Source organism: Hymenobacter ginkgonis (assembly GCF_009755225.1).
In the GTDB taxonomy this organism is placed as follows: Bacteria; Bacteroidota; Bacteroidia; order Cytophagales; family Hymenobacteraceae; genus Hymenobacter; species Hymenobacter ginkgonis.
Genome location: NZ_WQKZ01000004.1, coordinates 248,909 through 265,931, shown reverse-complemented (window position 1 = coordinate 265,931; position 17,023 = coordinate 248,909). Strand labels below are relative to the sequence as shown.

General features: G+C 61.5%; 11 protein-coding genes. 5 read left to right on the top strand and 6 right to left on the bottom strand.

The genetic code is table 11. The annotated features are described in order from the left end of the window. Positions 1–22 precede the first annotated feature (22 nt). From GO988_RS17120 to GO988_RS17095, 6 genes are all read right to left on the bottom strand, one after another. Complete coding sequence (locus tag GO988_RS17120) at positions 23–1,459, bottom strand: glycoside hydrolase family 30 protein (RefSeq protein WP_157567783.1); 1,437 nt, start codon at positions 1,457–1,459, stop codon at positions 23–25. 221 nt (positions 1,460–1,680) lie between these two features. Beyond that, positions 1,681–3,159: a RagB/SusD family nutrient uptake outer membrane protein gene (locus tag GO988_RS17115; RefSeq protein ID WP_157567781.1), complete on the bottom strand. Its 1,479-nt coding sequence runs from the start codon at positions 3,157–3,159 to the stop codon at positions 1,681–1,683. Between the two features lie 24 nt (positions 3,160–3,183). Further along, a complete protein-coding gene (locus GO988_RS17110) occupies positions 3,184–6,660 on the bottom strand; it encodes a SusC/RagA family TonB-linked outer membrane protein (protein WP_157567778.1) in 3,477 nt (1,158 codons plus the stop codon). Between the two features lie 26 nt (positions 6,661–6,686). Then, the gene (locus GO988_RS17105; RefSeq protein ID WP_157567776.1) at positions 6,687–7,688 is read right to left on the bottom strand and encodes a FecR family protein; all 1,002 of its coding nucleotides are present in this window, start codon (positions 7,686–7,688) and stop codon (positions 6,687–6,689) included. 217 nt (positions 7,689–7,905) lie between these two features. Continuing rightward, positions 7,906–9,276 (bottom strand): SGNH/GDSL hydrolase family protein, encoded by a 1,371-nt coding sequence (locus GO988_RS17100; protein WP_157567774.1) that lies wholly within the window; start codon positions 9,274–9,276, stop codon positions 7,906–7,908. A gap of 355 nt (positions 9,277–9,631) precedes the next feature. After that, entirely contained in the window at positions 9,632–10,222 is a 591-nt protein-coding gene (locus tag GO988_RS17095) for an RNA polymerase sigma-70 factor (protein ID WP_157567772.1), read from the bottom strand. Between the two features lie 426 nt (positions 10,223–10,648). Here GO988_RS17095 and mraZ point away from each other — a divergent pair, with 426 nt between their 5' ends. The 5 genes from mraZ to GO988_RS17070 are packed head-to-tail and all read left to right on the top strand — an operon-like array spanning position 10,649 to position 17,012. Beyond that, positions 10,649–11,131: a division/cell wall cluster transcriptional repressor MraZ gene (gene mraZ, locus GO988_RS17090; RefSeq protein ID WP_157567770.1), complete on the top strand. Its 483-nt coding sequence runs from the start codon at positions 10,649–10,651 to the stop codon at positions 11,129–11,131. Then, positions 11,128–12,069: a 16S rRNA (cytosine(1402)-N(4))-methyltransferase RsmH gene (rsmH, locus tag GO988_RS17085; RefSeq protein WP_157567768.1), complete on the top strand. Its 942-nt coding sequence runs from the start codon at positions 11,128–11,130 to the stop codon at positions 12,067–12,069. Before mraZ ends, rsmH begins: the two co-directional genes overlap by 4 nt. Positions 12,070–12,073: 4 nt before the next feature. Continuing rightward, positions 12,074–13,042 carry an FtsL-like putative cell division protein gene (locus GO988_RS23830; protein WP_198172855.1) on the top strand — a complete coding sequence of 323 codons (969 nt, stop codon included), beginning with the start codon at positions 12,074–12,076 and terminating at the stop codon, positions 13,040–13,042. Then, the gene (locus GO988_RS17075; protein ID WP_157567766.1) at positions 13,039–15,546 is read left to right on the top strand and encodes a penicillin-binding protein; all 2,508 of its coding nucleotides are present in this window, start codon (positions 13,039–13,041) and stop codon (positions 15,544–15,546) included. Before GO988_RS23830 ends, GO988_RS17075 begins: the two co-directional genes overlap by 4 nt. Further along, positions 15,543–17,012, top strand: coding sequence for a UDP-N-acetylmuramoyl-L-alanyl-D-glutamate--2,6-diaminopimelate ligase (locus tag GO988_RS17070; protein ID WP_157567764.1), 1,470 nt, complete (start codon positions 15,543–15,545; stop codon positions 17,010–17,012). The genes GO988_RS17075 and GO988_RS17070 overlap by 4 nt, the downstream gene beginning before the upstream one ends. The last annotated feature ends 11 nt before the right edge of the window (positions 17,013–17,023 follow it).

The following is a 17,023-nucleotide window of genomic DNA, read 5'->3' as shown; positions in this document are numbered from 1 at the left end:
GGAAAAACGCGGGGCAGCGCGCCTACCACACGTAAGTAGCCACGGCGCCGGCCGGCAGGGTGGCCTGCACCGCCTGGCCCTGGTGGCGCACGCCAAACGTTTGGGGGGTAGGCTGGTCGTTGAGCACCAGTAGCACGTGGCCGCCGGTGGGCGTGCGGTAGGCCACGTTGGGCAGCACGCCCGCACTCGTCGAGCCGATGCGCACCGCGCCGGGGCGCACAAACTTGCTGGCCTGGGCCACGGTATAGTAAGCCACGTTGCGCGTCACGGCATCGCCGGGCGCCAGCGTGACGGCCCCCAGGCACTCCGAGCAGCCGCCCGGCGTGTGCGGGTTTTGCTGCGGGTCGGCGGCCAGGTTCCACTCCAGCACGTTGCGGGCCCAGTTGCGTGGCGCACCAATAAAGAGGTTTTTGATGTGCCAGCCCAGGTTTTTGTCAAAGGTGCTGCGCGAGCCTACCCACTCCTCCGTGAAATAGATATGCTTGGTCGGGAAGGCGTCGTGCACCTTGCTCAGCGCCTCAATAGGCCCGGCGTAGAGGTGGAACGCCGACCCATCGACGTAGGGGTTAGCAGTGGGGTTGCCGAGCACCGTAAGCGGATACTCGGGCTTGTCGGCGTTGTGGTCGTAGCAGATAATCTTGGTTTTCAGGCCCGCCTTCTGGAAAGCCGGCCCCAGGTGCTGGCCAATAAACTCGGCTTGCGGCTCGGCCGGCATTAGCAGGCTGGGGTTGTTGCCGGGGTGCAGCGGCTCGTTTTGCACCGTCACGGCATCTAGCCGAATGCCATGGGCCTGCATTCCCTGCAAATATTTTACAAAGTACTGGGCATAAGCCGGGTAGAACTCCGGCTTGAGCGAGCCGCCCTTGGTGGCTTCATTGGTTTTCATCCAGGCCGGCGGGCTCCAGGGCGAGCCCAGCAGCTTGAGGCTGGGGTTGATGGCCAGAATCTCCTTCAGCACCGGAATAAGGTGCGGCTCGTCGGGCGCCAAACTAAACTTGGCCAGCGTGGGGTCGGTTTGGCCCGCCGGCAGGTCGTCGTAGCTAAATACTTGTGCATCAAGGTCCGAAGCCCCAATGCTCAGGCGCAAATAGCTCACACCAATCTCGTCGGGGCCAGTGCCGAACAGCTCGCGCAGCAGCTTGGCGCGCGCCGGGGCGCTCATAGCGTGCAGCAGCTCGGCGCTGCCCCCAGTAAGGCAGTAGCCAAAGCCATCCATGGTCTGAAAGCGCTGGCTGTCATCAATTTCGATAACGGCGCCGGTGGCCGCGCCCTTCTCCTTCTTAAATACCAGGTCGGCCGCCTGCCGCTGTAGCCGCTGCGTTTGGTCGGGGGTAGTAAGCCAGGCGGCTACGCGGCCGGCGGCGGACTTGGCGGCGCGGGGCGGCCGGTGGGCATGGCCGGGCAGCAGGCCCAGCGTGAGCAGGGCACTCAGCCCCCAGCGGCAAACAGAAATAGGCATACAAAAAGCAAGTTGGTGGGAAACAAGAGGGTAGGGCTATAAAAACGCCGAATGCTGGACCCGGTTGCGGCAATGGAGCCAGCAAAACCAGGCCTGGCATTCGGCGTTTCAACTAGCCGTTTTAAGCGGCTGGTATTGTAAACGTAGCTACCAGCATGCCGCTCCGGAGCGGAGAGTTCTTTTTCACTTTTCCCACCCCCGCCCCGAAACGACAGCTTTGGCTAGTACCCCGGGTTTTGCTGCACCAGGGGATTGGTATTAATCTCGGACTGGGGCAGCGGGAAAACCAGGTAGTTGACATCGCGCGCGCCGTTGCGCTGCTGCGCAATAATGTCGAGCGCCGTAATGAGGTGGGCGCCGGCTTCGGCCTGGTTGTGGCGGGCGTAGCGCAGCAGGTCAAACCAGCGCTCGCCCTCGAAGGCCAGCTCCAGGCGGCGCTGGCGGTCGATTTCGTTGCGCAGAGTTTGCTTGGTCAGCGCCTGCGGCGAAGTAGCGGTGAGGGCCGTCAGGCCGGCGCGCAGGCGCACCAGGTTGAGCTTGGCGAGCACGTCGGGGGTAGGGCCGGTTTGCTCGTTGGCCGCTTCGGCGTAGGCCAGCAGCACTTCGGCGTAGCGCAGCACGTAGGTGTTGTCGGTCGAGCTGAAGTTGTTGCCAATGCTGCGCCACTTGTAGGCAAAGCGGCCTACGTCGTTGCTGTTGCCGCCCACGCCGGGCTTGCCGTCGATGTAGCTCGCGTGGCTGCGGCCGATAACCTTGCCGCTCGCCGCGTTCACAATGCCGTTAAAAGCCCAGCGGGTGTCGCCCGAGGCGGTGTCGGCGTAGGTAATCAGCTCGGCCGTGGGGATGTTGAACTTCGGAAATGAGTACGTAGCCAATGGGGAGGGTAGGACCAGGTCGGGCAGGATATTGCCGCCATCGGCCGAGCCCGCATACTGAATCTCAAAAAGCGACTCGGGCCCTTTGTTCTCGGCTGGGTACAAGGCGTTGAACGAGCCCAGGGTGATGTTGCTGGCGATGACTTTGGCCGCCGCGGCCTGGGCCGCCGCCCAGTTGCGGCGCGTGAGCTGCACGCGGGCCAGCAGGGCATTGGCCGAGTTCTTGGTGGCGCGATTGGTGTTGCTGGCCGGTAGTTGGATGGCCGCGCGCAGCAAGTCGGCCACCACTTGGTCGTACACCTGGTCGGTGGTAGCCCGCGCCAGGTTCACGTCGGCCGCAATGCCGCTTTCGGTGGGCGTTAGGCGCAACGGCACGCCGCCGTATACCCGCGCCAGGTTGAAGTAGCTGAGCGCCCGAATAAAGCGCGCCTCGCCCTGAATCTGGCTGCGGCGGGCCGTGTCCATCGTGATGGTGGGCACGTACTTGAGCACGATGTTGGCGCGGTTCACGCCCTGGTAGCCCTGCGTGTACACGTTGCCGACCTGGCTGGTCGTGGGCGTCCAGATGATTTTGTCCATCGCATTCACGTCGCCGTTCGTGCTGGTGCAGTTGTCGGAAGGCATTTCGCCCATCACGTTCAGGTCCTGGCCGTAGGCGCCGGTGCCCTGCAAGGCGTCGTAGGTAGCCGTGAGGGCCGCCTCGGCATCATCGCCGCTCTGGAAGAAGTTTTCGGGCGTGATGCTGCCCAGAGGCTCTTTCTGGAGAAAGTTGCAGCTTGCCAGGAAGGAAAGGGCGCTGAGCGCCGGGATTACAAATTTTTTCATGGGAATTCTAGGCTTGCAAGCGACTTAGAAATTGGCGTTTAACCCGACGGTGTAGGTGCGCGACTGCGGATACACGCCGTAGTCGCGGCCAAACGAGGTGGAGGAGAACGGGTCGGCGCTCACCTCGGGGTCGTAGCCCAGGTAATGGGTCCAAGTAATCAGGTTTTGGCCCGTCACGTACAGGCGCAGGTTCTGAATAGCCGCGTGCTTGGTGAGGGTGGTAGGGAAGTTGTAGGCCACAGTCAGGTTTTTGAGGCGCACGTAGGAGCCATCTTCCAGCCAGCGGTTCGAGAAGCGGTTGTTGCCGTTGGGGTCGTTGCGCACGGGGCGCGGAATGTCGGTGTTGGTGTTGGTAGGCGTCCAGTGGTTGAGTACGCGCACGGTTTGGTTGAGCGGGTCCGACTGCGACTCCAGTATCTGGCGGGTCTGGTTGTAGATATCGTTGCCGAAGCTGCCTTGGAAGAACACGCTCAGCTCAATACCCTTGTAAGTGAAGTTGTTGGTGACGCCCGCAAATAGCTTAGGGTTGGGGTTGCCGATAATGGTGCGGTCTTGGTCGTTAATCACGCCATCGCCATTTATGTCGGCAAAGCGGATGTCGCCGGCCAGGGGCTTGCTACCGTTTTGGCTGGGTAGGGCCTGGCCTTCGGCGTTCGACTGCACAATGCCCTGCGTGACGTAGCCGAAGAACGAGCCCAGCGGCTGGCCGGGCTGCGAAATGCTGTAGCCATTGGGGTCGATGATGCTGCGCGCCGCCGATACGCCCGCGTCGTTCACCTGGGTGCCCAGGTCGATAACCTTGTTGCGGTTGCCGCTCACGTTGAAATTGGTCGTCCAGCCAAAGCTGCCGTCTTTGGCTTCCACGTTGGTGGTTACCAAACCAATCTCGATGCCTTTGTTCTCAATCTTGCCAATGTTCTGCGTTACGCTCAGGTTGTCGACCCCGGTGCTCGTCGGGATGGGTACCGCCAGCAGCAGGTCCTTGGTTTGCTTGTTGTAAATGTCGAAGGTGAACGTGAGGCGGTTATCCAACATGCTCAGGTCCAAACCCCCATTGTACTGGTAGGTCGTTTCCCAGCGCAGGTCGTTGTTGCCGATATCCGTTTGGGTGATGCCGCCCACGATGGACGAGCCGCCGCCCTGGTAATTGCGGCCGCCCGAGTAGCGCGAAAAGCGCTGGTAGGCGTAGATTTCTTGGTTGCCGTTGGCGCCGAAGCTGGCGCGCAGCTTCAGGTCCGAGATGGCGGCCGTCTGCGGGAAGAAGCGCTCCTTCGAGAGGCGCCAGGCCGCGCTCACGGCCGGGAAGTAGCCGAAGCGGTACTTATCGGTGAAGCGGCTAGTGCCATCGGCGCGCAAACTGGCCGAGAACAGGTACTTGCCGTCAAAATCGTAATTAGCGCGGGCGAAGTAGCTCAGTAGCGCCCACTCGTCGTTGTAGCTGCCCGGAATACCCACTACCGTGGCGCCCGAACTGAGGTAAGGCACGGCGTTAGACACAAAGCCCTGGGTTTGCGCGCCCGACGTGAAGCGGTTTGAGGCCTGCATCGACTGGCCGCCTAGCAGCGTTAGGTGGTGGCGCTCGCCGAGGGTAGGGTTGTAAGTCAGCGTATTTTCCCAGAGCCAGATAACCTGCTGATTGGTAGCGGTGCGGGCCGAGCCGCGGGTGGAGGGGTCCGAGTTGGCCGTGCCGGGGTAGTTGCGGCTGATGAACTGGTTCTCGGTCTGGGTACGGAAGTCGAGGCCCAGCGACGAGCGCACGCGCAGGTTTTTCAGCAGGTCGTACTCGCCATACACGTTGCCAATCATCTGGTACACAATGGCCTGATTGCTGGTTTCGAGCAAGTCACCCACCGGGTTGTCCGACTGGTTGAAGGGGTTGACGCCGTAGGTGCCGTTGGCATTGCGCACCGGAATGGTCGGAATTTGCGACAAAGCCCCGAGCACCGTGCCCGAGTTGCCAAGCGCCAGCTCCGAGCGCACACTGCCGTTGGTGTGCGTGCGGCTCATGTTCAGGTTGGTGCCCAGCCGGAACTTATCGCTCACCGTCTGCTCCAGGTTAACCTTGAAGTTGAAGCGGTCGAAGCCCGAGTTCTGGCTGATGCCATCCTGCTTGAAGTAGCCGCCGGCCACGTAGTAGCGCGTTTTCTCGGTGCCACCGCTCACGTTGAGCTGGTAGTTCTGCAAGCTGGCCGCCCGGTACACCTCATCCTGCCAGTCGGTGTTGTAGGGGGGTAGGGCCGTGCCGCTGGGGAACGGAACCGCCTGAATGTTATTCGGGTCCGTCTGCTGCGCGTTGAAGTTGGCAATGGTTTCGTTGTACTGCTGCGCAAATTGGCTGGAGTTTAGCACGTCGAGTTTTTTGCGCAGGTACTGCTTGCCGTAGTACATGCTCAGGCCCACTTGCGCCTGGCCCACCTTGCCGCGCTTGGTCGTAATCACGACAACCCCGTTGGCGGCGCGCACACCGTAAATGGCTGCCGCCGCCCCGTCTTTGAGCACGTCGATGCTCTCGATATCGTTGGGGTTTAGCGTATTGAGCGGGTTGAGGCGCTGGTTGCCTACCGATATTTCCTGACTGGCCGAGTAGTCGGGCAGCACCGGCACGCCGTCAATTACGTAGAGCGGCGAGCCGTTGAGGCTCAGCGACGCATTGCCCCGCACCCGCACGTTGATGCCCGCGCCGGGCGCGCCCGAAGGCGCCGTTACCTGCACGCCGGGCGCCTGGCCCTGCAAGGCCTGGTCGAAGCCGGCCACCGGCTGCCGGGCTATCTGGGCAGCTCCCACCGACGTGACGGCGGTCGAAAGCTCCTGGCGGGTTTGGGTGCCGTAGCCTACTACGACTACTTCTTTCAGCGACTGTGCATCGTCGTCCATCTTAATGGCGATGCTGCTGGTGGCGCCCGTCACGGCCAACTCTTGGCTTTTAAAGCCTATCGAACTAAATACCAAGGTGCTGCCCTCGGGTACGCTCAGCGTAAAGCTGCCGTCAGACCCGGTAGAAGTGCCAATGGTGGTGCCCTTTACGAGCACCGTTACGCCGGGAAGGCCTTCGCCGTTGGCCTGCGTCACGCGGCCCGAAACGGGCACGTTTTGCGGGGCCGCATTGGCGGCAGTGCGCTGGCCGGCGGTTTCGTCGCGGCTCGTTACCACGAAGTAGTTGGCCCGAAGCTCTTTAAACTGCAAGTCTACCTGCGGCAGCACGGCCGCCAGCTTGGTGGCCAGCGAACCCGCGCTCGGCTGCGCCGACACCCGCTTGTTATCCACCAGCTTGCTTTCGTAGAAAATGGTGGCGTGGTAGTCCTGCTCCCATTGCTTGAGCAGCGACTTGAGCAGCACCGATTCGCTGGCTACCGCCGGCAGGGGTAGGCGTTGGCTAGAGGTGTTCATAGCCAGCAGCTGGGCCGAGGCGGGAGCAACGCTCAGCTGAAGCAAAAACACGCTGGCCGCCAGGCAGGCGGGGCGCTTGTAGCGCTGGCCCAGGTAGGTAGTGGGTCTGTTCATAAAAGGGGTGGGGAAAAGAAAAAATACTAAGATTTCTCAGCCAGGGTCAGGCGCTTACCTTGGCGCGTAGCTTGCAGGTGAAAGGTTTCTTCGAGGGCTTGCAGCAATACATCGAGCTCGTGCACGGGCACGGTGCCCGTCACGCGGCGGCGGTTGAGCTCGGGCGTGGCCACCACTACTTCGAGGCCATAGGTGTCTTGCAGGCGGGTGGCGAGCTCGGCGATGGTGGTTTCGTCGAGCACCAGCTGGGCATCTTTCCAGGTGGAGTAGGGCGCGGTATGCACTTTCTGGTGCACGACCAGGGTAGGCTGCGCGTCCTGGGTTTCAACCAGCTCGCCAGGACGCATGATGACGTCGGGCTGCTGGTGGGCGTCAAACTCTACGCGCACCTTGCCCGAGAGCAGTACTACCCGCGTTTGGGCGTGGCGCCGGGCCACTACAAACTTGGTACCCAGCACTTCTACTTGCAGGCCAGCATTGGTGTGCACCAAAAAGCGCTGGTGGTCATGGGTGTGCTGCACGGCAAAATAGCCTTCGCCATCGAGCCACACCTCACGGGGCTTGCCCGGCGCCCAAGCCGCCGCGTAGCGCAGCCGCGAGTGGCCATTGAGCGTCACCTGCGAGCCATCGCTCAGCTTTATGATACGCGTTTGGCCGTAGGCCGTGCTCGCCACCAACGGCTCGGGGGCCTGCTGGCTATACAGCAGCCAGCTGCCGCCGGCCAGCGCGCCAACCAAGCTGGCCGCTGCGGCCCACCGAGGCCACTGTGGCCGGGCCACCAAGCGCGGAGCCGCCGGGGCCAGCTGCGGGCGCACGCGGGCCAGTAGCTCTTCGAAGTCGGGCTCGTGGGCGGCGGGGGTCAGGGGTAGGGCGGTGGCTAGCTCGTCCCAGTGCTGCTGCATCCAGTACTGCGCCAGCAGCTGGTTGGCAGGCTCAGTTAGCCAGGCACGCACGGCACTCGCTTCGGCCGGCGAGGCCGTGCCGCGCACGAAAGCGGTAAATAAATCTTGTGTAATAGGTGGAATCATGCGGGTACTGCATCGTGGGGTGGGGCCGCAGCCCCCGGCGCTGGCGCCGATACTCCCAATCGTTTGCAGTACTACACGTTGCCCGGCCTACCCCCCTTAGTCAAGGACGGTAATTTTTTTATAGTGCAGGATAAATGTTTGATTGTCAAAAGGAAATATCCTTAATACTGGCTCGAAGTAGTGTTCCGGGCCAGTAGCCTTGGCTTTTCGATGCTGGCTACCGGGGTGCGGGGCGCTTAGCTGCCCGCCGGGGGGTAGGCGCGCGGCGCGGCATCGCCGGCTCAAGGCCACGGAGGAGCACACTGGTACTTTGGGCGAGGTTGGCCAACGAATCGGGGGTAGGACCGTGGCGACCGTCGAGTGGGGCATATAGCTCCAGGCTAGACTTAAGTAGCGAGTCGGCTACCAAGGCGTGTACCTCCTCCGTGTTCATGCCCGAGCGGTAAAAAAGCCAGTTGCGGTAGTGCGCGCCCCGCGGTGCCTGGCCGCCTCCCAGGGTGAGCTGGCGGGTACGCAGCTGCTCGCGCACGCTGCCAACCCACGCGCTGTCGAGGTACAAAATGGTTTCGCCGCGGGCAAAGTAATGGGTGAGCGTGGCCGTGTGCCAGCGGTGGTCGTTCACGCGGGCCTGGCTGGTGAGGTGGCCGGTTTTGGCCGACGAGTAAGTGAGTGTGCCGGCTGGGTCGATGCGCAGGCTGCCTGTGGTGGTACTGTCTTGCAGCAGCAGCAGGCGCCCCGCCGCGGCCGCCCGAAAGCTGATAACCTGCGTGAACGGGTGCACCAGCGCCTCGGGCACAAAGCTGATGGTGGCGGCCCTACCCCCCGCGGGCGCCGGCAGCTGCACGTAGGAAGTGGCTTGCCGGTGGGGCAGGGGCTTGCCGGCCCGTAGCGCATCAAACAGCGACGGCACCAGGGCGTGGAACAGCTCGGCGTGGCCTAGGTCGTTGGGGTGCAGGGCATCGTCCCAGTAGCCGGTGGCCCAGTGGCCGGCGCCATCGTCTACGGCTCCCAGCAGGTTCACCGTGGGCACGGCCCAGGCTTGCAGCAGCAGGTTCATTTGCCGGATAAAGGCGTAGTCCTCAGGCGTGTAGTCGTTGCGGGTGTAGCTGTTCGTAACCACCGGTACTATTCCCTGCGCTTTAGCTTGCTGAATAAGTACTTGTAGGTTGGTCCTGAACTGGTCGAACTTGGGCTGGCCGCCGCCGTGAATGCCCTCATTGCCCAGCGCCAGGGCGTACAGCACGTAGCGCCCGCCTTGCGGCGGCAGGTCGCGGTTCCAACGAGCGAGCACCTTCACCGTGTTGTCGCCCGGCACCGAGATGTTGGCTGTAGTCCAGGGCGCTCCCTGGCCGGCCGCGTGCCGTTGGGCTAGCCAGGTGCTGTAGCGGCTGGTGTAGCCGTACTTGTCGGTAGCGCCCTGCCCATAGGGCACCGACGAGCCGAAGTACACGATTTTCAAGTCGTTGAGGGGTAAGTCAGTGCGCGTAGCTTGCGCGGTGGCTGGCGCGCGAGGGGGTGGCGGCTGGCTAACCTGGGCGCGGGCCAGCCCTGGGCAAAAAAGTAGCAGTAGGAACAGCGTTTTCAGCATCAGACTTCTATCAGCAATAGGCGAAGTAGAAAGGGCTCTTACGGCGAACAGGCGGCAACCAGCCTATCCCACTCTCGACCCACCCTACTTAAAATATGTTTGGATTTTGTTAGAATTTGCTAATACCACTCGAAAGGACGTCATGCTGCGCTTGTCGAAGCATGACGTCCTTTCGAGTTGATAATACGCTTTTAGTCTGGCTATCGCTAAGGCAATAGTCTAGTGCGGCACCGGGCGCAAATGCAATGCCTGCTAGTATACGGCTGCCTAACCTAGTTGCTGGAGCTACGCAGCCTCTCAAGTAATCAAGTAGTTGACAAGTGAATTAAGACCGCCCAGCGCCCAGCGCGCCTACCTAGCGCCTACCCAAAGCCAGGGCCAGCAGCACGCCCAGCACCCCGCCACCGTGCAGCCGAAAGTACGTGCGCAGCGTTTTGAGGGCCTGCACGATATGGGCCTCCACTGTTTTGACCGATACGCCCTGCCGCGCGGCTATTTCGGGGTAGGATAGGCCCTGCTGCCGGCTTAGCACAAACACCTCGCGCTGCTTGGGGGGTAGGCGCTCGAGGGCAGCGTGATAGAGCGCTTCCATCTCGTGGTATTCGGCCTCGTTGGCAATGCTGGCTGGGCCCGTGGCCGCCACCTGGCCGTGCAGGCGCAAGTGGTGCTGGTCGCGGCGCAGCTCATTCAAAATGGCGTGGTGCGCCGTGGTAAACAGGTAGCCTTTCAGTGGCACGTCGTCGTGCAGCTGTTCGCGCTTCTCCCAAATCTTGATAAAGCATTCCTGCACAATCTCCTCGGCCGCTGCCCGCGACTTTAAGTAGCTGAATGCGAAGCGATACACCAGCGCGCTATAATGCCGGAACAAGGCATCGAATGCCCGCTCGTCAGCCATTTTGAGGCGACGCAGGCAGTCGGGTTCCGAAAAAGCGGGCGGGGTGGGCAAAGGAGAAGAATTGATTTATGCCGAAAATTAATATAAATCTTACACACAAAAGCCCAACTCGCTTCTTTGCTTAAGCTGCTAGTTGCTTGCAGCGCTATATGCAAGTTAGTGTGCTCAATAGTAGAGGTAGCTGGCTGGTTCTGAGCAGGAGACAGGCGAATAATGAAATAGAAAATGCAACGTTGTTGCTTAAAAAATAAAAATTCGGGCTCCTTAAGTTTTGGATTTTTGAATACCCGAAACCGAGGTTAAGTGGCTGAATCAAGCAAGGCAACAACGTTGCATAATACTTAAAAAGGCCATTTGCGAAGCGCTGAAGGGTATTCTAACCCGTGGTAGAAAGTGGTAGAAAGTGGTGGGGTTTTTGAAACAACTCGTACTTTTGTTATCCTGCCGGGTTGGCCCGGGTTGGCTACTCTCCTTCTCATGCACCAGCTCTTATCCGGCGAATACGACTGCAAGCTCGACCCAAAGGGGCGGCTGGTGCTGCCGGCTAAGGTAAAGGCGGCGCTACCCGAAACGTATGCCAATCAGCTGATACTCATGCGAGGTTTCGAGCCTTGCTTGGTGCTTTATCCACGCTCGGCCTGGGAGCTAATTCACGCTAAGGTGATGGCCCTAGACGAGTTTAACGAAGAATACCGGCAGTTTCAGCGCCACTTCTTCCGCGGCATTGCGGAGGTGGAGCTCGACAGTATTGGGCGCTTTGGCTTGCCCGGCTCTATGCGCCGCCACGCGGGCCTCGACAAAGATGCCGTAATAGTGGGCCTCGGCAATCGTTGCGAAGTATGGGACCCCACCCGCTACGACGAATACCTGATAAAAGACCAACCCACCTTCTCTAAACTGGCCCAGCAGTTCTTGGCGACTACCCCCGAAACGCCGGCCCTGCCCGGCCTGGCCGCATGAGTACCTACCCCAACGATGCCGCTTACCACCGCCCGGTGATGCTGGCCGAGTGCCTGGCAGGCCTCGACCTGCGCCCTGGTGGCCGCTATGTCGATGTCACGTTTGGCGGTGGCGGCCACTCGGCGCGCATTTTGGAGCAGTTGGCGGAGGGCCACTTGTATAGCTTCGACCAGGATGAAGCCGCCGAGCGCGAAGCCGCCCAGCTGGCGCGGCCGCAGTTCACGTTTGTGCGGGCCAATTTCCGCGACTTGCACGCCGAGCTAGCCCAGCGCGACGCCCTGCCCGTTGACGGCTTACTGGCCGATTTAGGCGTGTCGTCGCACCAGTTCGACACGGCCGCGCGGGGCTTCAGCACCCGCTTCGACGGCCCGCTCGACATGCGCATGAACCCGCAGGACAACACCATTGCCACCGCCGCCGACGTGCTCAACGACTACGACGAAGCCCGGCTGCACCGCATTTTTGGCATGTACGGCGAGGTTACCAATGCCCGCACGCTGGCCGCTACCGTGGTGCAGGCCCGTCGCCAGCGTGCCCTACGTACCATTCAGGAACTTAAGCAAGCAATTCAGCCCGTGGTAGCGCGGGGCAAAGAGAATAAATACTTGGCGCAAGTATTTCAGGCGCTGCGCATTGAGGTAAACGACGAGCTGACGGCCTTGCAGGAAATGCTGACGCAAACGGCCCAAGTGCTGCGCCCCGGTGGCCGGCTCGTGGTGATGAGCTACCACTCGCTGGAAGACCGGCTGGTGAAGAATTTTATTGGCCAAGGTAAGTTTTTTGGCCAGGCCGAAAAGGACTTGTTTGGTCGCGTGAGCCTCCCTTTCGAGGCGCTCACGCGCAAACCAGTGGAAGCCTCGGCCGAGGAAGTAGCCGAAAACAGCCGCGCCCGCAGCGCGAAGCTGCGCATTGCAATTCGTACTTCAACCCCTGCGTAAGGCCATGGCTGGTAATACCATACGTCCTGCGGCCGCTGGCCCGCTCCGCGCCAATACCGTCCGGCCTCGTGTGCCCGAGCCGCCCTTGGTGCCAGTAGAAGAGGTGCCCGCCGCGCCTATACCGGTTGCCGCACCCGTGCCAACCCCGGAGCCCGCACGTGCTGCAGCCAGCAAGCCCGCCCGCCCTACCCCCGCCGCCGAGCCGGAGGAAGACTGGTCGGCCCCGCTGCGGGGGGGTAGGCAAAGCCCAGGCTCCTCGTGGAGCCTGTTTTCGCTGCTCGACCGCTTTACTGGGCTCGATGGGTTGTTTCGGGAAGGCTTGCCGGTGCGCTACTTGCCCAAGCTGCTGTTCGTGATGCTGCTCACGCTGCTCTACATCGGCAATACGCACTACGGCAACCGCATGAACCGCAACATTCAGAGGCTCAAACAGGAAACTGAAGATTTGCGCGCTGATTACACTACCCTAAAATCGGATTATATGGAGGCCAGCAAGCAGAGCGAGGTGGCCCGCAAGGTGGCGGCCATTGGGCTGGTTGAAAGCTCATCGCCGCCTTTCCGCATCACTGTGCCGGCCGGCCGCCTCGATGAGGCCGAGTTGGAAACCATGCCCGTACTCACCGCCGATACCCTAACGGCCCGGGCCTCCCGCGATTCGGCCGCTGCCCACGTTGCCGATTCCTTGCAGGGCCGCGCCCGCCGCCAGCAACTCGGCCTACCTGCCGATGACGACACGCCCGAACTTGGGGCCCCTCCACCCGGCTTAGCCGACGAAGAGGCACCAACAACGGGTGCGGACAGTAAACAGTTGACAGACAGAAATGTAAGAAGCAGTAACGCAGGGAAGCAGGGTAAACCTAAAAAAGAAATTAGTACAAAAAAGTCCATAACAGCCCAAGGTTCATCCGCTAAGAAAGAAGCCAAGGTGAAAAAAGGAAGTGACCACCGTGCTTCCAACAACTCGAAACGATGAAAGGCAGCGTTAAAAAATCCATTGTCACGCGGGTGCGCCTCGCGTTTCTGGGGGTAGCGCTCTTTTCGTGCGCCGTCGCCTGGAAAATCTCGCACATCCAGTACCAAGAGGGTGCCAAGTGGCGCGCGCTGGAGCAGGAGCGTCGCATCAGCTACCAGCCGGTGCCGGCCACGCGGGGCAATATCTATTCGGATAACGAGAGCATTATGGCCACGTCGCTGCCCTTCTACCGGGTAGCCTGGGACCCGGGCGTGGTGGACGACGACATGTTTAAGCGCGGCGCCGACTCGCTGGCGCGCAAGCTGGCCAATTTTTTCGGCGACCGCAGCCACGAAGAGTACTACCAGAAGCTGGTGAATGCCCACCGCAACCACGAGGTACGCTACCTGCGCCTCAACTCGCGGCAAATTAACTTTCAGGAGAAGAAGGAGTTGGCTACCTGGCCCATCTTCCGGGCTAAGCGCCGGGGCGGGGTCATTTTTGAGAAAGTAGACAAGCGCTTCCGGCCGTTTGGTGGGCTGGCGCAGCGCACGGTAGGCTTCGTAAACGAGGACCGCAACGGGGCCGGTCTGGAGTTTACCTTCCAGCAAAAGCTGGCGGGCAAGTCGGGCGAGGCGCTGTTTGAGCGCGTGCCGGGCGGCCTAAAGCCCGTGTACGATGGCACCGAAGTCAAGCCCCAGCCGGGCTATGATGTAAAAACGACGCTCGACATCAACCTGCAGGATGGCGCCGAGGATGCCCTCTACAAAGCCTTGGTAGCCAACGATGCCAAATATGGCTGCGTGATTTTAATGGAAGTCAAGACTGGCGAAATTAAGGCTGTAGCCAACTTGGGCAAGGCTACCGACGGCACCTATAAGGAGGATTACAACTACGCCTTTGCCGACCAGGGCCGCACCGAGCCGGGCTCGACGTTTAAGCTAGCCTCGATGATGGCGGTGATGGAGGCCGACCCTACTTTGCAGCTCGACGACATCGTGGATACCGGCCCCGGCCGCATGTTTATTGGCGGAGCAGTAAAAACGGACTCGCACGCCAACGGCCGCATTACGGTGCAGCAGGTGTTTGAGAAATCGAGCAACATTGGCGTGGCGCGGTTGGCCCAGGAGCATTTCGCCGGCAACCCCACGCGGTACACCGACTACCTCAAGAAGTTTGGCTTGGATAAGCCCCTGGGCTTCCAGATGAACGGTGAGGCCCTACCCTACGTGAAGGACCCGCGCGACCCCAGTTGGAGCCGTACCTCACTTTCGACAATGGCTATTGGCTACGAGTTGAAGTTGGCTCCGTTGCAAACGCTGGCCTTCTACAATGCCGTGGCCAACGGCGGCGTGAAGGTGGCGCCCATGATTGTGAAGGAAATTAAGCAGGCCGACCAGGTAATTGAGCACTTCGATACGCAGGTGCTGAACCCCAAAATCTGCTCTGATGCCACGCTAGCCAAGCTGCGCGCCATGCTAGAGGGGGTAGTACTGGAAGGCACCGCTAAAGCCATTCGGCCTAAAGACTATACCATTGCTGGAAAAACGGGCACGGCCTGGAAATTCAAGAACGGCCAGTATACCAAGACGTATTCGACTAGCTTCTGCGGCTTTTTTCCGGCCGAAAAGCCTAAGTACAGCTGCATCGTGGTGATTGACTCGCCGAGTAAAGGCCGCATTTACGGGGGCGATGTGGCCGCGCCCGTGTTCCGCGACATTGCCGATAAGTGTATGGCGCGCGACCAGGCCAGCCAGCGCCCCATGCTAGCCCGGGTGCCTGCTCGCCGCACACCCGTGCCGCTGGTGCGCGCCGGTTTGCAGGATGAGATTGCCTTAGTCTGCCAGAAAATTGGCCTGCCCGGCCAAACGCAAGCTACTGGCGGCGAGGAGTGGGTGCGTGCTACCCCGTCCGTAGACACGGCATTTGTGGCCCGCACGGTATCGTTGCGGCCTAATACCAGCGTGACGCGCCCCGGCCGCATGCCCGATGTGCACGGCCTGAGCCTGCGCGATGCCTTATTCCTGCTTGAAAACCGGGGCCTGAAAGTGCAAACGACCGGCACCGGCCGCGTGCGTGAGCAGTCGGTAGCACCCGGCGAGCCCGCTAAGCGCGGCTTGGTAGTGGGCTTGGTGCTGGCCCCGACGGCCACGTTGGCGCCTACCCCCGCCGCGCTGCCCGAGCCCACCCACACCGAAATCGTGGAGAATACACTGCTCATTCCTGCCGAGGCTAGCAGCCACGCCAAGGCCCCCAAACCAACTGCGCCCAAGGCTAAACCGAGCACCCCCAAAGTTGCCACGGCGACTAAGCCTGCCACGGCCAAGCCCACGGAAGACGCGCCTGAGAAGACCCCTGCGAAGGCTGCTAAAAAACCAGCCAAGCCTACTGCCAAGCCAGATTCAAAAACCAAAAAGCCCACTAGCAACGAACCCCGGGATATTCGGACGACTCAGCACACTTCTGCGCCTACCCCTGCGCCCTCCGCGGGAAACCACATTGTTAAAAGTCCCAAACGCGCATGAGTACCCTACCCCTCTTTGCCCTACTAACCGATGTGAATGTGCTGGCCCAGCACGGCAACCCCGATGCGCCCGTGGCAGGCCTCACGCTCGACTCGCGCCAGGCAGGGCCAGGCATGCTCTTCTGTGCCCTGCGTGGCACGGCCACCGATGGGCATAAATTCATCGCGACAGCCGTGCAGCAGGGGGTAGGGGTGGTAGTGTGCGAAGAACTGCCGGCCGAGCTAAACCCAGCCACCACCTATGTACTGGTGGCCGATAGCGCCGCCGCACTCGGGCCCATCGCCAGCGCGTTCTACGGTCATCCGTCGCGCCAATTGCAACTCATCGGCGTCACGGGCACCAATGGCAAAACTACTTGCGCGACCTTGCTGCACAAGCTGTTGCGCGAGCTGGGCTACCACGCCGGCCTGCTAAGCACAGTGCAGAACCAGATTGACGAAACCGTTATTGCCAGCACGCACACCACGCCCGATGCCATTCGGCTTAATGAACTGCTGGCCCGCATGGTGGCCGCGGGCTGTACCCACGCCTGCATGGAGGTAAGTAGCCACGCCGTGGCGCAGCACCGGGTAGATGGCCTGCGCTTTGTAGGGGGCATTTTTACGAACCTCACCCACGACCACCTCGACTACCACGGCACGTTCGATAATTACCTGAAGGCCAAGAAAGGCTTCTTCGATGCGCTGCCCAAAACGGCATTTGCCCTCACCAACGCCGACGACAAGCGCGGCCCGGTGATGCTGCAAAACACGGCCGCTCGCCGCGCTACGTATTCGCTGCGCACAGCGGCCACGTTCCGGGCCCGCCTCGTGGCCAATGAGATGCACGGCCTGCTGCTGGAAATGGACGGCCAGGAGGTGCATTTTCGCCTCATTGGCGTGTTCAACGCCTACAACCTGCTGGCTGTGTATGGCGCGGCTGTGCTGCTGGGCGAAGACCCCACCGAGGCGCTCACCATCCTCTCGGGCCTCACGACGGCGCCCGGCCGCTTCGAGCCCGTGGCAGTGCTGGGCAATGCCATTATGGGGCTAGTCGATTACGCCCACACGCCCGATGCGCTCGAAAACGTGCTGCAAACCCTGCACCAGACGCGCCGACCCGAGCAGCACATTATCACGGTAGTGGGCTGCGGCGGCAACCGCGACGCGGCTAAGCGCCCCATCATGGCGCGGCTGGCCGCCCAGCTGTCCGACCAAGTTATTCTAACGGCCGACAACCCACGCGACGAAGACCCACTCGAAATCTTGCGCCAGATGCAGGCCGGCCTTACCCCCCCCGCCGACGCCCACACCCAGCTCATTGCTGACCGGCGCCAAGCCATTCGGGCGGCTGTGGCCCTGGCCCGCCCCGGCGACCTCGTGCTGGTAGCCGGCAAAGGCCACGAAACCTACCAAGAAATCAAAGGGGTAAAATCGCCCTTCGACGACCGCGAAGAATTGCGCGCCGCGCTGCTCGAAACCAATTAAAGAGTATGAAT

Excerpts from the sequence above, each read along its gene's own strand:
- GO988_RS17120 (WP_157567783.1), bottom strand. The coding sequence starts at position 1,459 with ATGCCTATTTCTGTTTGCCGCTGGGGGCTGAGTGCCCTGCTCACGCTG.
- GO988_RS17115 (WP_157567781.1), bottom strand. The coding sequence starts at position 3,159 with ATGAAAAAATTTGTAATCCCGGCGCTCAGCGCCCTTTCCTTCCTGGCA.
- GO988_RS17110 (WP_157567778.1), bottom strand. The coding sequence starts at position 6,660 with ATGAACAGACCCACTACCTACCTGGGCCAGCGCTACAAGCGCCCCGCC.
- GO988_RS17105 (WP_157567776.1), bottom strand. The coding sequence starts at position 7,688 with ATGATTCCACCTATTACACAAGATTTATTTACCGCTTTCGTGCGCGGC.
- GO988_RS17100 (WP_157567774.1), bottom strand. The coding sequence starts at position 9,276 with ATGCTGAAAACGCTGTTCCTACTGCTACTTTTTTGCCCAGGGCTGGCC.
- mraZ (WP_157567770.1), top strand. The coding sequence starts at position 10,649 with ATGCACCAGCTCTTATCCGGCGAATACGACTGCAAGCTCGACCCAAAG.
- rsmH (WP_157567768.1), top strand. The coding sequence starts at position 11,128 with ATGAGTACCTACCCCAACGATGCCGCTTACCACCGCCCGGTGATGCTG.
- GO988_RS23830 (WP_198172855.1), top strand. The coding sequence starts at position 12,074 with ATGGCTGGTAATACCATACGTCCTGCGGCCGCTGGCCCGCTCCGCGCC.
- GO988_RS17075 (WP_157567766.1), top strand. The coding sequence starts at position 13,039 with ATGAAAGGCAGCGTTAAAAAATCCATTGTCACGCGGGTGCGCCTCGCG.
- GO988_RS17070 (WP_157567764.1), top strand. The coding sequence starts at position 15,543 with ATGAGTACCCTACCCCTCTTTGCCCTACTAACCGATGTGAATGTGCTG.